The 14,527-nt window shown below is 62.0% G+C and carries 15 protein-coding genes and 1 tRNA gene; 4 read left to right on the forward strand and 12 right to left on the reverse strand.

The window, feature by feature from the left end; all coding sequences use genetic code 11:
• From FJ548_RS30170 to FJ548_RS27880, 7 genes are all read right to left on the reverse strand, one after another.
• Positions 1 to 227, reverse strand: a 227-nt coding sequence (locus FJ548_RS30170) for a hypothetical protein (RefSeq protein ID WP_210242708.1), incomplete at its 3' end; no start/stop codon positions are given.
• Entirely contained in the window at positions 224 to 811 is a 588-nt protein-coding gene (locus FJ548_RS27855) for a hypothetical protein (RefSeq protein WP_140779577.1), read from the reverse strand. The genes FJ548_RS30170 and FJ548_RS27855, both read right to left, overlap by 4 nt.
• A gap of 475 nt (positions 812 to 1,286) precedes the next feature.
• Positions 1,287 to 3,563: a DUF5906 domain-containing protein gene (locus FJ548_RS27860; protein ID WP_140779578.1), complete on the reverse strand. Its 2,277-nt coding sequence runs from the start codon at positions 3,561 to 3,563 to the stop codon at positions 1,287 to 1,289.
• 121 nt (positions 3,564 to 3,684) lie between these two features.
• Positions 3,685 to 3,939, reverse strand: coding sequence for a hypothetical protein (locus FJ548_RS27865; protein ID WP_140779579.1), 255 nt, complete (start codon positions 3,937 to 3,939; stop codon positions 3,685 to 3,687).
• A complete protein-coding gene (locus FJ548_RS27870; protein WP_140779580.1) occupies positions 3,939 to 4,136 on the reverse strand; it encodes a DNA-binding protein in 198 nt (65 codons plus the stop codon). Before FJ548_RS27870 ends, FJ548_RS27865 begins: the two co-directional genes overlap by 1 nt.
• A gap of 376 nt (positions 4,137 to 4,512) precedes the next feature.
• Positions 4,513 to 4,589 (reverse strand) — tRNA-Arg (locus FJ548_RS27875).
• A gap of 84 nt (positions 4,590 to 4,673) precedes the next feature.
• Positions 4,674 to 5,837 (reverse strand): M20 aminoacylase family protein, encoded by a 1,164-nt coding sequence (locus FJ548_RS27880; protein WP_140691639.1) that lies wholly within the window; start codon positions 5,835 to 5,837, stop codon positions 4,674 to 4,676.
• 235 nt (positions 5,838 to 6,072) lie between these two features.
• Here FJ548_RS27880 and FJ548_RS27885 point away from each other — a divergent pair, with 235 nt between their 5' ends.
• Entirely contained in the window at positions 6,073 to 7,236 is a 1,164-nt protein-coding gene (locus tag FJ548_RS27885) for a D-alanyl-D-alanine carboxypeptidase family protein (RefSeq protein ID WP_140779581.1), read from the forward strand.
• A gap of 3 nt (positions 7,237 to 7,239) precedes the next feature.
• On the forward strand, positions 7,240 to 8,358 hold the full coding sequence (locus FJ548_RS27890) for a GTP-binding protein (protein WP_140779582.1): 1,119 nt from the start codon (positions 7,240 to 7,242) through the stop codon (positions 8,356 to 8,358).
• A gap of 228 nt (positions 8,359 to 8,586) precedes the next feature.
• Here FJ548_RS27890 and FJ548_RS27895 read toward each other — a convergent pair whose 3' ends face one another.
• The 5 genes from FJ548_RS27895 to FJ548_RS27915 form a co-directional block, all read right to left on the reverse strand.
• Complete coding sequence (locus FJ548_RS27895) at positions 8,587 to 8,826, reverse strand: sulfurtransferase TusA family protein (protein ID WP_140608705.1); 240 nt, start codon at positions 8,824 to 8,826, stop codon at positions 8,587 to 8,589.
• A 10-nt stretch (positions 8,827 to 8,836) separates the two neighbouring features.
• Positions 8,837 to 10,165 (reverse strand): murein L,D-transpeptidase family protein, encoded by a 1,329-nt coding sequence (locus FJ548_RS27900; RefSeq protein WP_140608703.1) that lies wholly within the window; start codon positions 10,163 to 10,165, stop codon positions 8,837 to 8,839.
• 240 nt (positions 10,166 to 10,405) lie between these two features.
• Entirely contained in the window at positions 10,406 to 11,356 is a 951-nt protein-coding gene (locus FJ548_RS27905; RefSeq protein WP_140608701.1) for an acetyl-CoA carboxylase carboxyltransferase subunit alpha, read from the reverse strand.
• Between the two features lie 98 nt (positions 11,357 to 11,454).
• Positions 11,455 to 12,372 (reverse strand): site-specific tyrosine recombinase XerD, encoded by a 918-nt coding sequence (locus FJ548_RS27910; protein ID WP_140764474.1) that lies wholly within the window; start codon positions 12,370 to 12,372, stop codon positions 11,455 to 11,457.
• Positions 12,373 to 12,428: 56 nt separating this feature from the next.
• Positions 12,429 to 12,581 (reverse strand): histidine kinase, encoded by a 153-nt coding sequence (locus FJ548_RS27915; protein ID WP_140608908.1) that lies wholly within the window; start codon positions 12,579 to 12,581, stop codon positions 12,429 to 12,431.
• Between the two features lie 203 nt (positions 12,582 to 12,784).
• Between FJ548_RS27915 and FJ548_RS27920 the strand changes: the two genes are divergently transcribed.
• Positions 12,785 to 13,393 (forward strand): shikimate kinase, encoded by a 609-nt coding sequence (locus tag FJ548_RS27920; RefSeq protein WP_140608697.1) that lies wholly within the window; start codon positions 12,785 to 12,787, stop codon positions 13,391 to 13,393.
• Positions 13,390 to 14,526, forward strand: a complete 1,137-nt coding sequence (aroB, locus tag FJ548_RS27925) for a 3-dehydroquinate synthase (protein ID WP_140608695.1) — start codon at positions 13,390 to 13,392, stop codon at positions 14,524 to 14,526. The genes FJ548_RS27920 and aroB overlap by 4 nt, the downstream gene beginning before the upstream one ends.
• The last annotated feature ends 1 nt before the right edge of the window (position 14,527 follow it).

Here is a 14,527-nt window from a genome sequence, read left to right on the forward strand (position 1 = left end):
TATCCGACTTCGAAATCGTTGCGTCTATGGCCTTTCCGAAGGTCAGATTCGGGCCGAAGCGTCAGCAGCAATTCAGTGCCGGTTGCGCTGTCATGAGCCCTGACTAGAAGCAGGTGGCGTCCGGCGGGGAGATCAATGGGAGCGCCATTCTCGATCACCGCGACGACGATCCAGCTGTGCCCGCGCCGCGATGCTATGATGTCGCCTGCTCGCATGTCGTGGGTCACTTGGGGTTCACCGAAAGGTTGAGTTCGTGGGTTGGCCGTTCACGGTACGACGCGTCAGTGATTGAGGGGCCGACAGCCCGGCCGGATGCCCTTGTCATGAGTGTCTGCAGTTCCAGCGCTTGAGCTTCCGACATGCTCTGCAATCCGATCTCGCCTGCCTGATGGCTCAAGATACGGAACCGCTGTTGCTCAGAATCGGTGAGCTTGGTCAGGTCCAGGTGTGGCGTCGTATCGGGAGGAGGGGTGACGCGATTGAGGCCCAGCGTCTCAAGCACGCGACGCAAGCTGTTGCTCACAGTTTGATAGCCCAGCAGGTCACCCACGTTTATGGTGGGTTCAGTTGCGAACTGAAGTTCCCACTTTTCCAGAATGATGGTCAGATTGGCAGCGTTGCGGATCAGGACGAATTGCGACTGGGTGACGTGGCGCGGCCCGCCCAGATCGGCAATGTGATTGCTGCATAGGTCATGCAGGCGGCGCGCCCACTTGCTGCGCCCGTCGAGACCGGGCAGCAGCTCCTTGCCGTTGGTGGTCCGGCTTCGGGCCCTGTACTTTCGCTGGATCGGATAGGGCACGTCATTCATGGATCTGCTGTGTATCCGCTAAGTGTTTTCGTGCCGTTGTTGGCAGTGTATTGCTTAGGGCGGCACCCAACATGAGCGCAACATGAACATTTATGTGGTTGTTATTGCTGCATTCTTTGGCCGAGCCACAGATATAAAAACTGTGGGTCGTCCGCTACTTTCTAGCCGAGCAGGTATCGAGGGGCGCACGCAATAAAACGGCGGCCTAGGCTCGGAATTCTTCATCGTCTGGCTTTTCCAGAGGAGGCAAGGCGAGTGAGGTCGGCACGCCGCGAGGGTTCAGCCGACCTTGCCGACCCTGCAGCTATGTTAAGCGCGCAGCTTGCGACTTCCAGTAGGCGTAACACCCCAAAAAGGTCGGTAAGGTCGGTAAGGTCGGTAGCAGCTTCTTGAACCCTCTGGATTTGCTGGGACTTTTCACTACCGACCTTCGCCGTTTTCGCATTTGGAACAAAACAAGGTCGGTAGCCTTTCGCTAAAATGGAATGTCCTCGTCATCAATGCCGTAGACTTCGGGCCAGTCGTTCGTCTGCTTGGACTCCCTATCAAACCAAGCTCGGCATTCCTCAAGGCGGGGCAATTCCCACCCTGGAGCCGTCGTTGGTGTCGGTCGTCTCTTTCCGTCGCTATCAGTGTCCCACTTTGTCGTCCCGACACGCTTATCCTTCGGCCATCCCTCGGGAAGGATGTTGTTGAGGTACATGCCAAGCTCGGTCTGCGTTCCTCGATGTGCCCTAGCTCCAGCATTGCCCGAGTGTTCGAGGTAGGCCTGATACACCTTCTCCTTCACCACCTCGCGTTTCCAGCCGCTGGCGCCTTCGTCATCGGTGTCGTCTCCACGCTTAAGCGTGATCTCGCCGTTCCAGAGACATTCAAACCACCACGCCGTTTTCTTATCCATTGAATGGATCTTCTGTCTAAACAGGGCAGGGGTCATCGGCGCTTGCCGGGGATTGAAGTTGGTCAAATCCAGATGCAGCAGATCAAACAGCATCGCTGATCTTCCGCCATCGTCTAGCTGTTTGGCTATGGCGCCGAAATATTCGTGATCTTGTTGCTTCGCCTTGGACACATCGAGGACGAAGAAGCGCCGTTCATCCAGCCCGCTGGGGACAGCCCATCTCTCGTTGGATGCGACCCAGACATGGCAATAGTTTCTCGACATGACCACGTCGATCCGCTTCTTCTCGACCGGGATAAATTCGTCAGTGATGAGGCGCTTTAGCGTACCCTCGCCCTTCTTATCGCCGGCCCAGAAAGCTTCATCCAAGAACAGTATCACCGTGTCCTTAAGGTGAGCGTTGAACTTGCCGCTGACATGCTCGGGGTTTGAAACGGAGACGTAGTGCTCGCGCATGAGACTTCCGTGCGCATTGACGACCATGCCCTTGCCCGTACCCCGCCCTCCCATCAGCACCACCGCAACTTCCGGGACTTGCTGCGGGCGCTGCACTGCAAAGGCCATCCAGCCAAGCAGATAGTCGAAAAAGATGTGGCTTGAGCTGCACAGATTTTCGAGGATATGGCGCTTCAGAAGCGACCAATCGCCCTGTATCGGCTCGACGGAAAAGCCCTGCCACGTATTGAACCAACCTGGCGTGTCGTCGCCGGGGGCGAACGTCGTACCATTGAACTGGCGGCGCTGCGGATGAGCGAGCCACGCCGCGCCCCTGGCGGCATACTTTGCTTCGCCATCTTTCTGGCCAATCTGGACATATGCGTTGCAATAGAGGTTCTTGAAATCGGTGAAGCTGCTGTAGGTGAGGACCCGTCGCTTCATAGCCGGGTCCCAATCGCGTGTGTTCAGGACGAATGCCTTGCCCGCCTCCGCCACGACCGCGTGTCGGTCATTCATCTCCTCGACCCATTCAGGGATAGGATGCCCCTGCTCAAATTTTAGAACCTGTTTGGTGATTCGTTCCATGTCGTCTCTTGGCAGAGGCGGGTCGCATCTCTCGGCATTGGCCATCCGTAACTCTAGGGTGACTTTTTCATCGTCCGCGCCCTTAGCGCGAAGCGAGCAGCCGTACTTAAAGATGGTGTTGTCGCGCCCGCCGTAGATCGTCCCACCCTCTGGAATCACCTCTGGAAGGACGAACTTCTCGCCACGTTTAAGAGGTACAAGTTCGACCGGCACATGTGGGGCGACTAGGCTCTCCACCGCCGTCGTTATTGCGTCCGACTTGTCCAGAAACTCGACTAGGGGCAACGCTTCGCCGTCGTCTGCCACAGCATAGCGGTTGGTCTTTTCCGCGAAGAAGTAGGGGAGATTGAGCCAGTTCCCGACCTCACCTTCCTTGCGCTCAATCTGCTTGGGAAAGACTTCGGTGCCAGCGTGTCCAAGCGCTGCCGCGCATGTGACGAGGTAGCTACGCACGGCAGCGGCATCCGAAGGCCCATCCAGAAAGAGGTAGCAGTGTGCGCCGCCTGACTTTGAACGACAGACCATCAGCGGTAGGCCTAGCTCATCAATCCTTTTGATCAGCGCTTTGTGGTTGATTCCGATGTCATCAATGTCGATGCAAGCCCAACTCACCTTGTTGCCGGCATCGAGAGGCAGGATGCCAAGCGCGCTTTTGCCGTCGAGGTGGTCATCGAATAGCGCCTGCGTGACCGGCTCCACTATCGTAGTCGCCTTACCGTCGTTCTTGCCCTTTTCGTTTACTCGCTGGATCACATAGCGGCCGTAGGCGGCGTCGTAGCCGCGAAACCGCGCGGCAAAGCGCTCAGATGGTGATGGTTGGTGTGTCATTGCCCTACCCAATTAAAATCAGTTGCAATTCAGGGTTGTGGTAGGGTAGTGTTTTGCGAGCATTGCCCAAGCTCGGGATGTGCTTTTCGAGTGTGCCAACTCTCCATTGCGCCGGCCCTGTTCACTCAGGGCCGGCGTTTTCTTGTTCAACGCAATTGCGCATGAGATTGCCGATGTAGCGTTCGAAGTTGATCGACGCCCGCCTTGGCGGGAAGCGGTGAACAGTTTCGAACACCCTTTTCCTGAATTCGTTCTGGGTCATCAATTGGTGCGTCGTTAGCACGCATCGCCTGCCGTTAAAGACGAAGGACCAGAGGACCTTCTTGCCGCCGGTGTGCTTGACCAGTTGGTCGATGAAGAACTCGTCCGCGTCCATCACGCCGCCTCCGTCATGCCGAAGGCTTCAAGCAACTTACTCCGCGCGATCACCCAGCGCCCGCAAACCTGCTTTGCGCCAGGGATATGGTCATTCTGAAGCATATGCAGCGTGATGCCCGGCTTCCTGCCGATCGCACGCGCAATATTCTCGGCGCCCCAGATGAGGCCCAGTTCATTCTCGGTAGTGTCGTCCATCGGACAGCTCTCCAGCTTGCGCCGACGAGCATCATGATTCCGATGGAGGAGTGAGACAGGCGGCGCGGTTGTACGCGTCAGGCGCTTTCGGCGCGGGCCTAAACTTTCAAAGTTGGGCCGATATGATTTTCGGTCCCCGTGCGGGACCCCTGTCTAAGAGCGACATTATGCACGCCCGCAAGCGTTCCACAATACCCCGCAAGCTAGCACAACGCAGGCGCCGGCCTGCTGCGTTCATGTTGCGGGCACGCGCTTGCGCTGGGTTCCGACCCCTTGTGTTTGCTCGTTCTGTGTTGCGGAGCGACGCAACACAAAATCATCGGATTTTTGGAAGGGCCGGCCACCCGCAAAGCGTTGCGCTGTATGGGTTTGCGAGTGGTGATCCCGGCAAGAATCGAACTTGCGACCTACAGATTAGGAATCTGCCGCTCTATCCTACTGAGCTACGGGACCACGCGGCCCGACACATAGCCGCTTCGGACCGTTTCGCCAAGAGGCCGGCCGAAGGCAATTCGGCCGGCATCTTGTGGACAGCCGTCAGGCGGCCAGCGCCGTTTCCGCCAGCTTCACCCAGTAGCTCATGCCGTGCGGGATGGCTTCGTCGTTGAAGTCGTAGGCCGGGTTGTGGAGACCGGCCGTGTCGCCATTGCCGATGAAGATGAAGGCGCCGGGCCGGGCTTCCAGCATGTAGGAGAAATCCTCGCCGCCCATCACCGGTTGGATGCCCCGGTGGACATGGGCGTCGCCTGCCACGTCGGCCGCCACGTCGCTGGCGAAGACGGTCTCTTCCGCGTGGTTGAACGTCACCGGATAGTTGGCATCGTAGTCGACTTCGATCCTGGCGCCGAAGGCGGTCGCCAGTCCCTCGCAGATGGCACGGATGCGCTCTTCCGACTTCCTGGCGACCTCCTTGCGCAAGGTGCGCACGGTGCCGGCGATCTCGGCCGATTCGGGAATGATGTTGTAGGCGTCGCCGGCATGGAACTTGGTCACCGAGACAACCACGGCTTCGACTGGATCGGTGCTGCGCGAGGCGATCGTCTGCAGCGCGCCGACCAACTGGCTGGCGATGACGATCGGATCGATCGTGCCATGCGGCATCGCGGCATGACCGCCCCGGCCCTTCACGGTGATCGTGAATTCGGCCGTCGCCGCCATGATCGGGCCTGGGCGGATGGCAAACTGTCCGACAGGCAGGCCCGGCATGTTGTGCATGCCGAACACCCTGGAGATGTCGAAGCGCTCCATCATGCCGTCCTTGACCATCTCGTGGCCGCCGCCGCCGCCTTCCTCCGCCGGCTGGAAGATCACCGCCACCGAGCCGGCGAAATTGCGTGTCTCGGCAAGGTATTTCGCGGCACCGAGCAGCATCGCGGTATGGCCGTCATGGCCGCAGGCATGCATCTTGCCGGGAACGGTCGAAGCGTAGGGTTTGCCCGGTATCTCGTTGAGCGGCAGCGCATCCATGTCGGCGCGCAGGCCGATAGTGGTGCCTTCACCCTGACGGCCGCGGATGATGCCGACGACGCCGGTCTTGCCAAGGCCGGTCACCACGTCGTCGCAGCCGAACTCCTTCAGCTTTTCGGCGACGAAGGCCGCCGTCTTGAAGACATCGAAGTTTAGCTCCGGCGTCTGGTGCAGATGTCGGCGCCAGCCGGCAACTTCGTCCTGCATTTCGGCGGCGCGGTTCAGGATTGGCATGATGGTTCCATTTCGTTGTTGGAGCAGCCGGTTTCAGCCTGGTATTTTGCAATTGTGCCCGGTGTTCTGCAATTGTGATTGTCAGGCACTTTGCCATGTTGGCGTCACATAGGGTAAATAGCACCGCGACGATGCGGTCCGTTTTTGAGGGGCGGACCCATTATGCTGGCGGTCACGTAACGAAATCTTACGGAGCCAGGGGCAATCAGGGCAAGAGGCGATTTCGGATTAGATCATGCGGCACAGGCATTTCCTCAGACTATTCTCGGCCGGCGCAATCGTGCTGTCGGTCCTGGCCGGGCCGGCGCTGGCCAATCCGGTGGTTGTCTTCGACCTGAAAAGCGGCCAGATCCTGCAGCAGCAGGATGCGTTCAAGCGCTGGTATCCGGCCTCGCTCAGCAAGCTGATGACCGCTTACGTGACCTTCCGGGCGATCGCGGCCGGTGAAGTCCAGCTTGATTCGCCGATCAAGGTGACGAAACATTCCGCCGCCGAGCCGCCGAGCAAGATGGGCTTCAAGCCGGGTTCGGTGATGCGGCTCGACAATGCGCTGAAGATGATGCTGGTCAAGTCGGCCAACGACATCGCCATGGCTGTCGGCGAGAATGTCGGCGGCTCGCAAGCCGCCTTCGCCGAACGCATGAACGCCGAAGCGGCCCGGCTCGGTATGAACGGCACCCATTTCGTCAATCCGAACGGCCTCTACTCGCCCGACCAGTACACGACGGCGCGCGACCTTTCGATCCTGGTGATGGCGATCCGCCGCGAGTTTCCGCAATATGCGCCGTGGTTCTCTATCGAGGGGCTTGCGGTCGGCAAGAAGGCGATCCCGAACTACAATCTCCTGATCGGCCGCTATCCCGGCGCCGATGGCATGAAGACAGGCTTTGTCTGCTCTTCCGGATTCAACATGATCGGCTCGGCGACCCGCAACGGCCGCACGCTGGTGGCGGTGGTGCTCGGCGAGAAATCGGCGGTCAGCCGTGCCCAAGCCGCGGCCAGGCTGCTCGACCAGGGTTTTGACACGCCGGACGCCGGCTCTACGACAATCACGACGCTGGCGCCTTACGGCGACACCGTCTCTCCCAACGACATGCATGACGAGATCTGCAAGAAGAGGAAGCGGGAGGAGCAGTCCGAGGCGCCGCCAGCGGCCGCCAAGGACGGGTCGAAATCGCCTTATCGGGAGAAGCTCGATCATGTGCCGACGCTGGTTGCCGTCGGCCTCGGCGGCGCCACCGGTCCGGCACCGAAGGCGATGCTCGACGACGGCGAGCAGCAGTATGCCGACGTGCCGATCCCAAGCTGGCGGCCTGACATGCCGGTGCCGGCCGGCGCCGGTCCGACCATGGCGGGTTCGGCTGCCCAGGGCGACCAGCCGGTCAAAGCCGCGAATTAGCCAATGAGCGGCTTCCCCGTTCCCGTCTCGGTGCTGACCGGCTTTCTCGGCGCCGGCAAGACGACGCTGCTCAACCGGCTCCTGAAGGATCCGGCGCTGGCCGACACGGCGGTCATCATCAATGAATATGGCGAGGTGGCGATCGACCATCTGCTGGTCGAGCAGGCGTCCGACGGCATCATCCAGCTTTCGGACGGCTGCCTGTGCTGCACGGTGCGTGGCGAACTGGTCGACACGCTGGCCGACCTCGTCGACCGGCTGCAGACCGGCCGCATCGGCCGGCTCGCGCGCGTCATCGTCGAGACCACGGGGCTTGCCGATCCGGCGCCGGTGCTGCAGTCGATCATGGCGCATCCGGCGCTGGTCCAGGCCTTCCGGCTCGACGGCGTCATCACTTTGGTCGATGCCGTCAATGGCAATGCCACGCTCGACGCCCATGTCGAGGCGGTCAAGCAGGTCGCGGTCGCCGACCGCATCATCTTGAGCAAGGCCGACCTGGTGACCGATCCCGGCGACCTCGACACGTTGCGGGCGCGCCTGCGGCAGATCAACCCGGGTGCCGAACTGCTTGATGCCGCCGATACCGGGACAGGCGTGGCGGCGCTGTTTGACTGCGGCCTCTACAATCCCGCCACCAAATCCGCCGACGTGCGGCGCTGGCTTGGCGAGGAGGCGGCGCACGATCACGACCATCACCACCATGGCGACCATGATCACGATCATGGTCATGATCACCATCATGGCCACCGGCACGATCAGCGCGTGCGCTCCTATTCGCTGGTGCATGACGGTCCGGTGCCATTCTCGGCGATCGAGATGTTCCTCGACCTTTTGCGCTCCACGCATGGCGAGCGCCTGCTGCGCATGAAGGGCGTCATCGAACTCGAGGAGGATCCGTCGCGGCCGCTGGTCGTGCATGGCGTGCAGAAAATCCTGCATCCGCCGGCGCGGCTGCCTTCCTGGCCGGACGGCCAGCGTGGCACGCGGCTGGTGCTGATCACGCTCGACATGCCGGAAGACTATGTGCGCCGGCTGTTCGCCGCCTTCACCAACCAGCCATCGATCGACACGCCCGACCGCGCGGCGTTGGAAAACAATCCGCTGGCGATCGCCGGGCGGTAACGCTTTCGGGTCCAATCAATTCTCGTAACGTCGCGCCGCGCCTCATCCGGCTGCCGCCACCTTCTCGGCGTATAGTGACGGGGAGAAGGGAGATGGCCGCAACGCCGGTGCTTCTACAACGCTGGCGGTTGGCGAAGCGGTCGGCGGCAGCGTCTTTTCCCCGTTACTCTACGGGAGAAATGCCCGGCGGGGTAATGAGGGGCAGCGCCAACCCAGCAGAAAGCGCTCTCAGATCGTCTCGCCGCGCTCGACCAGAAAGCGGTGGCCTCCGGAAATGGCTGAAGTCTCGATCAGTTGATGGCCGCTATCGGCGCAGAATGCCGGGATGTCGATGACAGCCAGCGGATCGGTGGTCTCAAGCCAGAGCCGGCCGCCCGGCTGCATCCCAGCCAGACGCTTTTTCGCTTTCAACACGGGCAGGGGGCAGTTCAGTCCCTTGAGGTCGTAGATGGCTGTCACTTCGGCCAAGGTGACAACCTCAGCCGCCGAACATGCCGAGCAGCTTGTTCTTCAGCTTGGTAACCCGGCTCTCCTCGGCGCTCGCCGCCTGCGTTTCGGCCGGTGGCGCCTCGGTGGGGGCCGCGATGGTCGCTGTGGCGACAGGGGCTTGCTTGGCTTGCTTGGCTGCTTCCTTTGCCGCCACGGCTTGCGCCTTGGCAGCTTCCTTTTCGGCCAGAGCCTGCGCCTTGGCGGCTTCCTTGGCTTGCTTGGCGGCCTCTATGGCCGCCAGCCTCTGTTCCTCGGCCTTCTGCTTGGCGGCTTTCTCGGCCTCAAGTGCCGCCATCTTGCGGCCAGCGGGCGAATCGATGCGGCCCATGCGCATCGTCTCGGTGACCGAGCCGTCGGCATTGAGTGACGGCGGGTCGATCGGCACACGCTCGCCGCGCGCCCGGCGCTTCGACCAGTCGGAGACGATGCTGGCTTCCTTGATGCCGGCGATGGTCGGCTTGGGGGCGGGCGTACTGGATTTCAGCGCGCCGCTGAATGCCGCGTCATAGCTTTTCTCATAATCGGCGTAGGCCGTCTTGAGAGAATCCGGCTGCGACATTGCCGGGCAGGGGCCGGTTGGATTGAAGGTCGTGCCTTCGGGGGCGACCTGGTTGAAGACATAGCGTTTCTCGCAGACATCAACCTTCGGCGGCACCTTGGTGATCTCGAAATTGTCGTAGCCGACCTTCAGCATCTTCCAGAATTCATAGTTCGGGTCGTTGCGGTAGCGCGCCATGTTGGCGGCGGTCATGCGGAACGGGAAGGCCTGAACCTGGAATTCGGTCTGGCCACCCTGGAAGGCGTCGCGGCCGAAGGCATAAATCTGCTCGATCTGCGCGTCCGTCATCGAATAGCAGCCCGACGACGAACAGGCGCCGTGCACCATCAGATTCTGGCCAGTGCGGCCGTTGGCGCGGTCATAGGCGTTGGGAAAGCCGATGTTGAAGGACAGATGGTAGTTCGAGCGCGGATTCATCTGCGCCGGACGGACCGTGTAGAAGCCTTCCGGCGCCTGGCGGTCGCCTTCGGTGTATTTCGGTCCGAGCTTGCCCGACCATTTGCAGATGTCGTAGCTCGCCACCATGTCGTAGCGGCCGTTGGTCTTGGCCTTCCAGATCTCCAGCTTGCCCTCTTCCTTGAAGATACGCGCCATCACCGAAGAGGTGCGCACCATGCCCTTGGCCCTCATGTCGGCCAGGATCTTGTCGGGCAGCGGCTTGTTGGCCTCAGGCGCAAAATCCTTCATCGACGAATCATTGCAGCCGGCGATGGCTATCGAGGCGGCGACGACTCCGGTGCGGGCGAGCTTGGCAAACATGGATAGGGCTATGTCTTTTTTCCTCGGGCCAATGGCTTCGCAACAGCCAAGCCCGCATGCTGAACACCGACGGACCGTAAGCCCGTTAACGTTGAAAATTCCTTACCGCAAGCTTCGACCAACCCCTCACGGCAATTTCATTGAACCGAATCCGGCGGCATTTTTGTGGCGAAAGCGCTCATTGCCGCCACATTGCGGTGGGCAGGCAGCTTCCGATGGCCTCTTTGCGCCGTCAGGCGGTCAGAGGCTGCGGCCCATCGCCAGGTATTTCTCGCGGCGCTGTTCGCGGAAATCGGTGTTGGCGCCGGCGAATTCCTTCATCGTCTTGGCGATGAGGTCGCCAGTCGCGGCAATCACCTTCTCGGGCGCACGCTGGGCGCCGCCCATCGGCTCGGGGATGATGGCGTCGATGATCTTCAGTTCCAAAAGATCCTGCGCGGTGATCTTCATGTTGGTCGCCGCGTCCTTGGAGCGCGTGGTGTCGCGCCACAGGATCGAAGCCGCACCCTCCGGCGAAATCACCGAATAGATGGCATGTTCGAGCATATAGACGCGATTGGCGGTGGCGATGGCGATGGCGCCGCCCGAGCCGCCTTCGCCGATGACCACGGAGATCGATGGTACCTTGAGCGCAAGGCAGGCCGAGGTCGAGCGGGCAATGGCTTCGGCCTGGCCGCGCTCCTCGGCACCGACGCCGGGATAGGCGCCCGCGGTGTCGACCAGCGTCAGGAGCGGAATCTTGAAGCGGTCGGCAAGCTCCATCAGCCGCACGGCCTTGCGATAACCCTCGGGGCGCACAGAACCGAAATTGTGCTTCAGGCGGCTTGTCGTGTCCGAACCCTTTTCCTGGCCGATGATCGCCACCGGCTCGCCGCGGAAACGGGCGAAACCGCCGACGATCGCCTGGTCCTCGCCGAAATTGCGGTCGCCGGCGAGCGGCGTGAAGTCACTGAACAGGCCCTTGATGTAGTCGACGCAATGCGGCCTGTCGGAGTGGCGCGCCACCTGCACCTTCTGCCACGGCGTCAGTGCCTTGTAGAGATCGCGCAACGCGTCGCGCGACCGCTTTTCCAACCTGGTGATCTCATCGGCGACGTCGACCGCCTCGCCGTTCTCGGCAAGCTTCTTCAGCTCGAGGATCTTGAGCTCAAGATCCTGCACCGGCTTTTCGAAATCGAGGTAATTGTACATGCTTGAGCGGACCGATACGTCGGAAGGCAAGGACCGCGGAACCCTTGAAACCAAGGCTCCGGGCAGTGAAATGTCGTCCTCACATAGCGATATGAGGCCTAGTCGGCAAGCGGGTGATGATCGTTGACCAGCCGCACCAGCCGCTCTTCCAGCACATGGGTGTAAATCTGTGTCGTCGATATGTCGGCATGGCCAAGCAGCTGCTGCACGGCCCTGAGGTCGGCGCCGTTCTGCAGGAGATGACTGGCGAAAGCATGGCGCAGCACATGCGGCGATATCTTGGCCGAGGCGATGCCGGCGCGCGCCGCCAGTCCTTTGAGGTTGCGGGCAAAGACCTGGCGCGAGAGATAGCCGCTGTCGGATGCTGCCGGAAACAGGAACGGGCTTTCGGCGAAAGCGGGCACCCCGGCCCGGGCGGCAAGCCAGGCACGCATGGCCGCGCGCGCCTTGCCCGACAGCGGCACCATGCGCTCCTTGTCGCCCTTGCCGCGCACCATGAAGAAACGGTCATCCCGCTGCGCCACCGTTACAGGCAAGCCGACAAGCTCGGAAACGCGCAGTCCGGTGGCGTAGAGCACTTCGACCAAGGCATGCAGGCGCAGCTCCGCCAGCCTGTCGCCATGGCCAAGCCCGGGATCGCTGGCCTCGAGGGCCGCACGGTCGATCAGCCGGCCGGTCTCGGCCTCGCTCATCGTCTTGGGCAGCGGGCGGCCCTTTTTCGGGCTGTCCAGCGTGCCGGTCGGGTCGTCGCCGCGCAGGCCCTCGGCATAGAGGAACTTGAAGAACTGACGGATCGCGGACAGTTTGCGCGCCTGCGATGTCGGCGCGAAGCCGCGCGCGGCGATCTCGTCGAGATAGGCGCGGATATCGGCCGCGGCCGCACCGGCGAGCCCGCCATCGATTTCGGTCGAAGCGTCCTCGAGGTCGCGGCGGTAGGAGGAAAGCGTGTTCTCGGCAGCGCCGCGCTCGGCGCTCATCATTTCCAGAAAGGCTTCGATGCGGGCGGCGCTGTTCATTTCCTTCAGGCGGTTCCGAGATCGGTTTCTTCTTGGAGCTCAGTTTTTCCTGGAGCTCAGTTTTTCCGGGGATTCAGCTTTTCCTGGGGGATGCGCACGCTCATCTCCGCTTTTTTCGGCTCGACGAACATCACCAGCGCGAACATCGTACCATAGGCAATGCCGGCCAGAATCGCGAGGGTCACGACAAAGCGAAACAGTGTCGGCATCAATTTTCGCTCGTCTTCTTGTTCTGCGTTTCCAAACCCTGTGCCCTTATGGGACGCCAATCCGGCCAATTCAAGAACAAGCGGAGGCCTGTTCGCAACTTCTGATGCGTCCGTCTGCCCATATCGGGCTCAGGGCACTCGGCGCTTGACGCAAACCGGCTTTTCATGTCGATACGCCGGCAAAGAGGGCCCAAGAAACGCCGATGAACGCACAGGCAAATCCTCCAGGCGAGACCCATGCCGCGCTGCTTGGCCAGTTGGGCAACCGGTCCATCGTGTTTGTCGGGCTGATGGGCGCCGGCAAGACGGCGATCGGCCGCAAGGTGGCGACGATGCTGGCGTTGCCGTTCATGGACAGCGACCATGAGATCGAAAGCGTTTCGCGCATGACCGTCCCTGAACTATTCGAGCGCTACGGCGAGACCGAGTTCAGGGCCCTGGAGCAGCGTGTCATCCTGCGCGTGCTGGAGAACGGCCCGCAGGTTCTGTCCACCGGTGGCGGCGCCTACATGAACGCGCAGACGCGCGAGGCCATCGCCGCCCGTGGCGTGTCGGTGTGGCTGAAGGCAGAGCTCGACCTTCTGATGGACCGTGTTTCCAAGAAGCAGAACCGGCCGCTCCTGAAAAGCGCCGATCCGCGCGCCGTGCTGGAGCGACTGATGGGGGAGCGCTATCCGGTCTATGCGACATCGGATGTCACCGTGCCCACCCGCGACGACCGCAAGGAGGTCATCGCGGCCGAGGTGGTGGAGGCGCTGTGCCGGCATTTCGGCATCGATGCGATCGTCGCGACGGGCGAGGTCGAATCATGAGCGCGGATCAGCCAGTCACCGTCGAAGTCGGGCTCGGCGACCGGGCCTACGACATATTGATCGGCTCCGGCCTGCTTTCGCGCGCCGGCACCGAGATCGCGCGCCGCCTGCCGGGCACGCGCGCCGCTGTCGTTACCGACGAGAATGTCGCCGCCGCGCATCTCGATACGCTGAAGGCCGGGCTCGAGAAGGGCGGCATCCAGCCCGTTGTCATCACGATGCCGCCCGGCGAGAAGACCAAGAGCTTCGCCCATCTCGAGGAGGTGGTCGATGGCGTTCTGGCCGCCAGGCTGGAGCGCGGCGACGTGGTCGTCGCGCTTGGCGGCGGCGTCATCGGCGATCTCACCGGTTTTGCCGCCGGCATTGTGCGGCGCGGCATGAATTTCGTGCAGATCCCGACCTCGCTGCTGGCGCAGGTCGATTCCTCGGTCGGCGGCAAGACCGGCATCAACAGCCCGCGCGGCAAGAATCTTGTCGGCGTCTTCCTCCAGCCCAAGCTGGTGCTGGCCGACACCGAAACGCTCGACACGCTGCCGGTCCGCGAATTCCGCGCCGGCTATGCCGAGCTTGCCAAATACGGGCTGATCGACCGGCCGGAATTCTTCGCCTGGCTGGAAGCGAACTGGGCCAAGGTGTTCGCCGGCGGTCCGGAGAGGGCGCAGGCGATTGCCGAGGCCTGCCGCGCCAAGGCCGATGTCGTCGCCCGCGACGAGTTCGAGACCGGTGACCGGGCGCTGCTCAACCTCGGCCACACGTTCGGCCATGCGCTGGAGGCCGCCACGCAGTATGACGGAACCCGCCTTGTCCATGGTGAAGGCGTCGCCATTGGCATGGCGCTGGCGCATCGGTTCTCGTCGCGGCTCAACCTGGCGAGCCCCGATGACGCGGCGCGCGTCGAGACGCATCTGCGCGCCGTCGGCCTGCCGTGGCGGATGGCCGACATTCCGGGCGACTTGCCCAATGCCGAGGCGCTGCTTGCCTTCATCACCCAGGACAAGAAGGTGTCGCGGGGCGCACTGACCTTCATCCTGACGCGCGGCATCGGCCAGGCCTTCATCGCCAAGGACGTGCCGGCTTCGGAAGTGCTGTCATTCCTCAGGGAAAACCATCCGGTCAGCAGGAAGGCCGGCTGAG

This window comes from Mesorhizobium sp. B2-4-17, from assembly GCF_006441275.1.
Taxonomy (GTDB): domain Bacteria; phylum Pseudomonadota; class Alphaproteobacteria; order Rhizobiales; family Rhizobiaceae; genus Mesorhizobium.

Coding starts and splice junctions, on each gene's coding strand:
- FJ548_RS27855 (WP_140779577.1), bottom strand. CDS start 811: ATGAATGACGTGCCCTATCCGATCCAGCGAAAGTACAGGGCCCGAAGC.
- FJ548_RS27860 (WP_140779578.1), bottom strand. CDS start 3,563: ATGACACACCAACCATCACCATCTGAGCGCTTTGCCGCGCGGTTTCGC.
- FJ548_RS27865 (WP_140779579.1), bottom strand. CDS start 3,939: ATGGACGCGGACGAGTTCTTCATCGACCAACTGGTCAAGCACACCGGC.
- FJ548_RS27870 (WP_140779580.1), bottom strand. CDS start 4,136: ATGGACGACACTACCGAGAATGAACTGGGCCTCATCTGGGGCGCCGAG.
- FJ548_RS27880 (WP_140691639.1), bottom strand. CDS start 5,837: ATGCCAATCCTGAACCGCGCCGCCGAAATGCAGGACGAAGTTGCCGGC.
- FJ548_RS27885 (WP_140779581.1), top strand. CDS start 6,073: ATGCGGCACAGGCATTTCCTCAGACTATTCTCGGCCGGCGCAATCGTG.
- FJ548_RS27890 (WP_140779582.1), top strand. CDS start 7,240: ATGAGCGGCTTCCCCGTTCCCGTCTCGGTGCTGACCGGCTTTCTCGGC.
- FJ548_RS27900 (WP_140608703.1), bottom strand. CDS start 10,165: ATGTTTGCCAAGCTCGCCCGCACCGGAGTCGTCGCCGCCTCGATAGCC.
- FJ548_RS27905 (WP_140608701.1), bottom strand. CDS start 11,356: ATGTACAATTACCTCGATTTCGAAAAGCCGGTGCAGGATCTTGAGCTC.
- FJ548_RS27910 (WP_140764474.1), bottom strand. CDS start 12,372: ATGAACAGCGCCGCCCGCATCGAAGCCTTTCTGGAAATGATGAGCGCC.
- FJ548_RS27915 (WP_140608908.1), bottom strand. CDS start 12,581: ATGCCGACACTGTTTCGCTTTGTCGTGACCCTCGCGATTCTGGCCGGC.
- FJ548_RS27920 (WP_140608697.1), top strand. CDS start 12,785: ATGAACGCACAGGCAAATCCTCCAGGCGAGACCCATGCCGCGCTGCTT.
- aroB (WP_140608695.1), top strand. CDS start 13,390: ATGAGCGCGGATCAGCCAGTCACCGTCGAAGTCGGGCTCGGCGACCGG.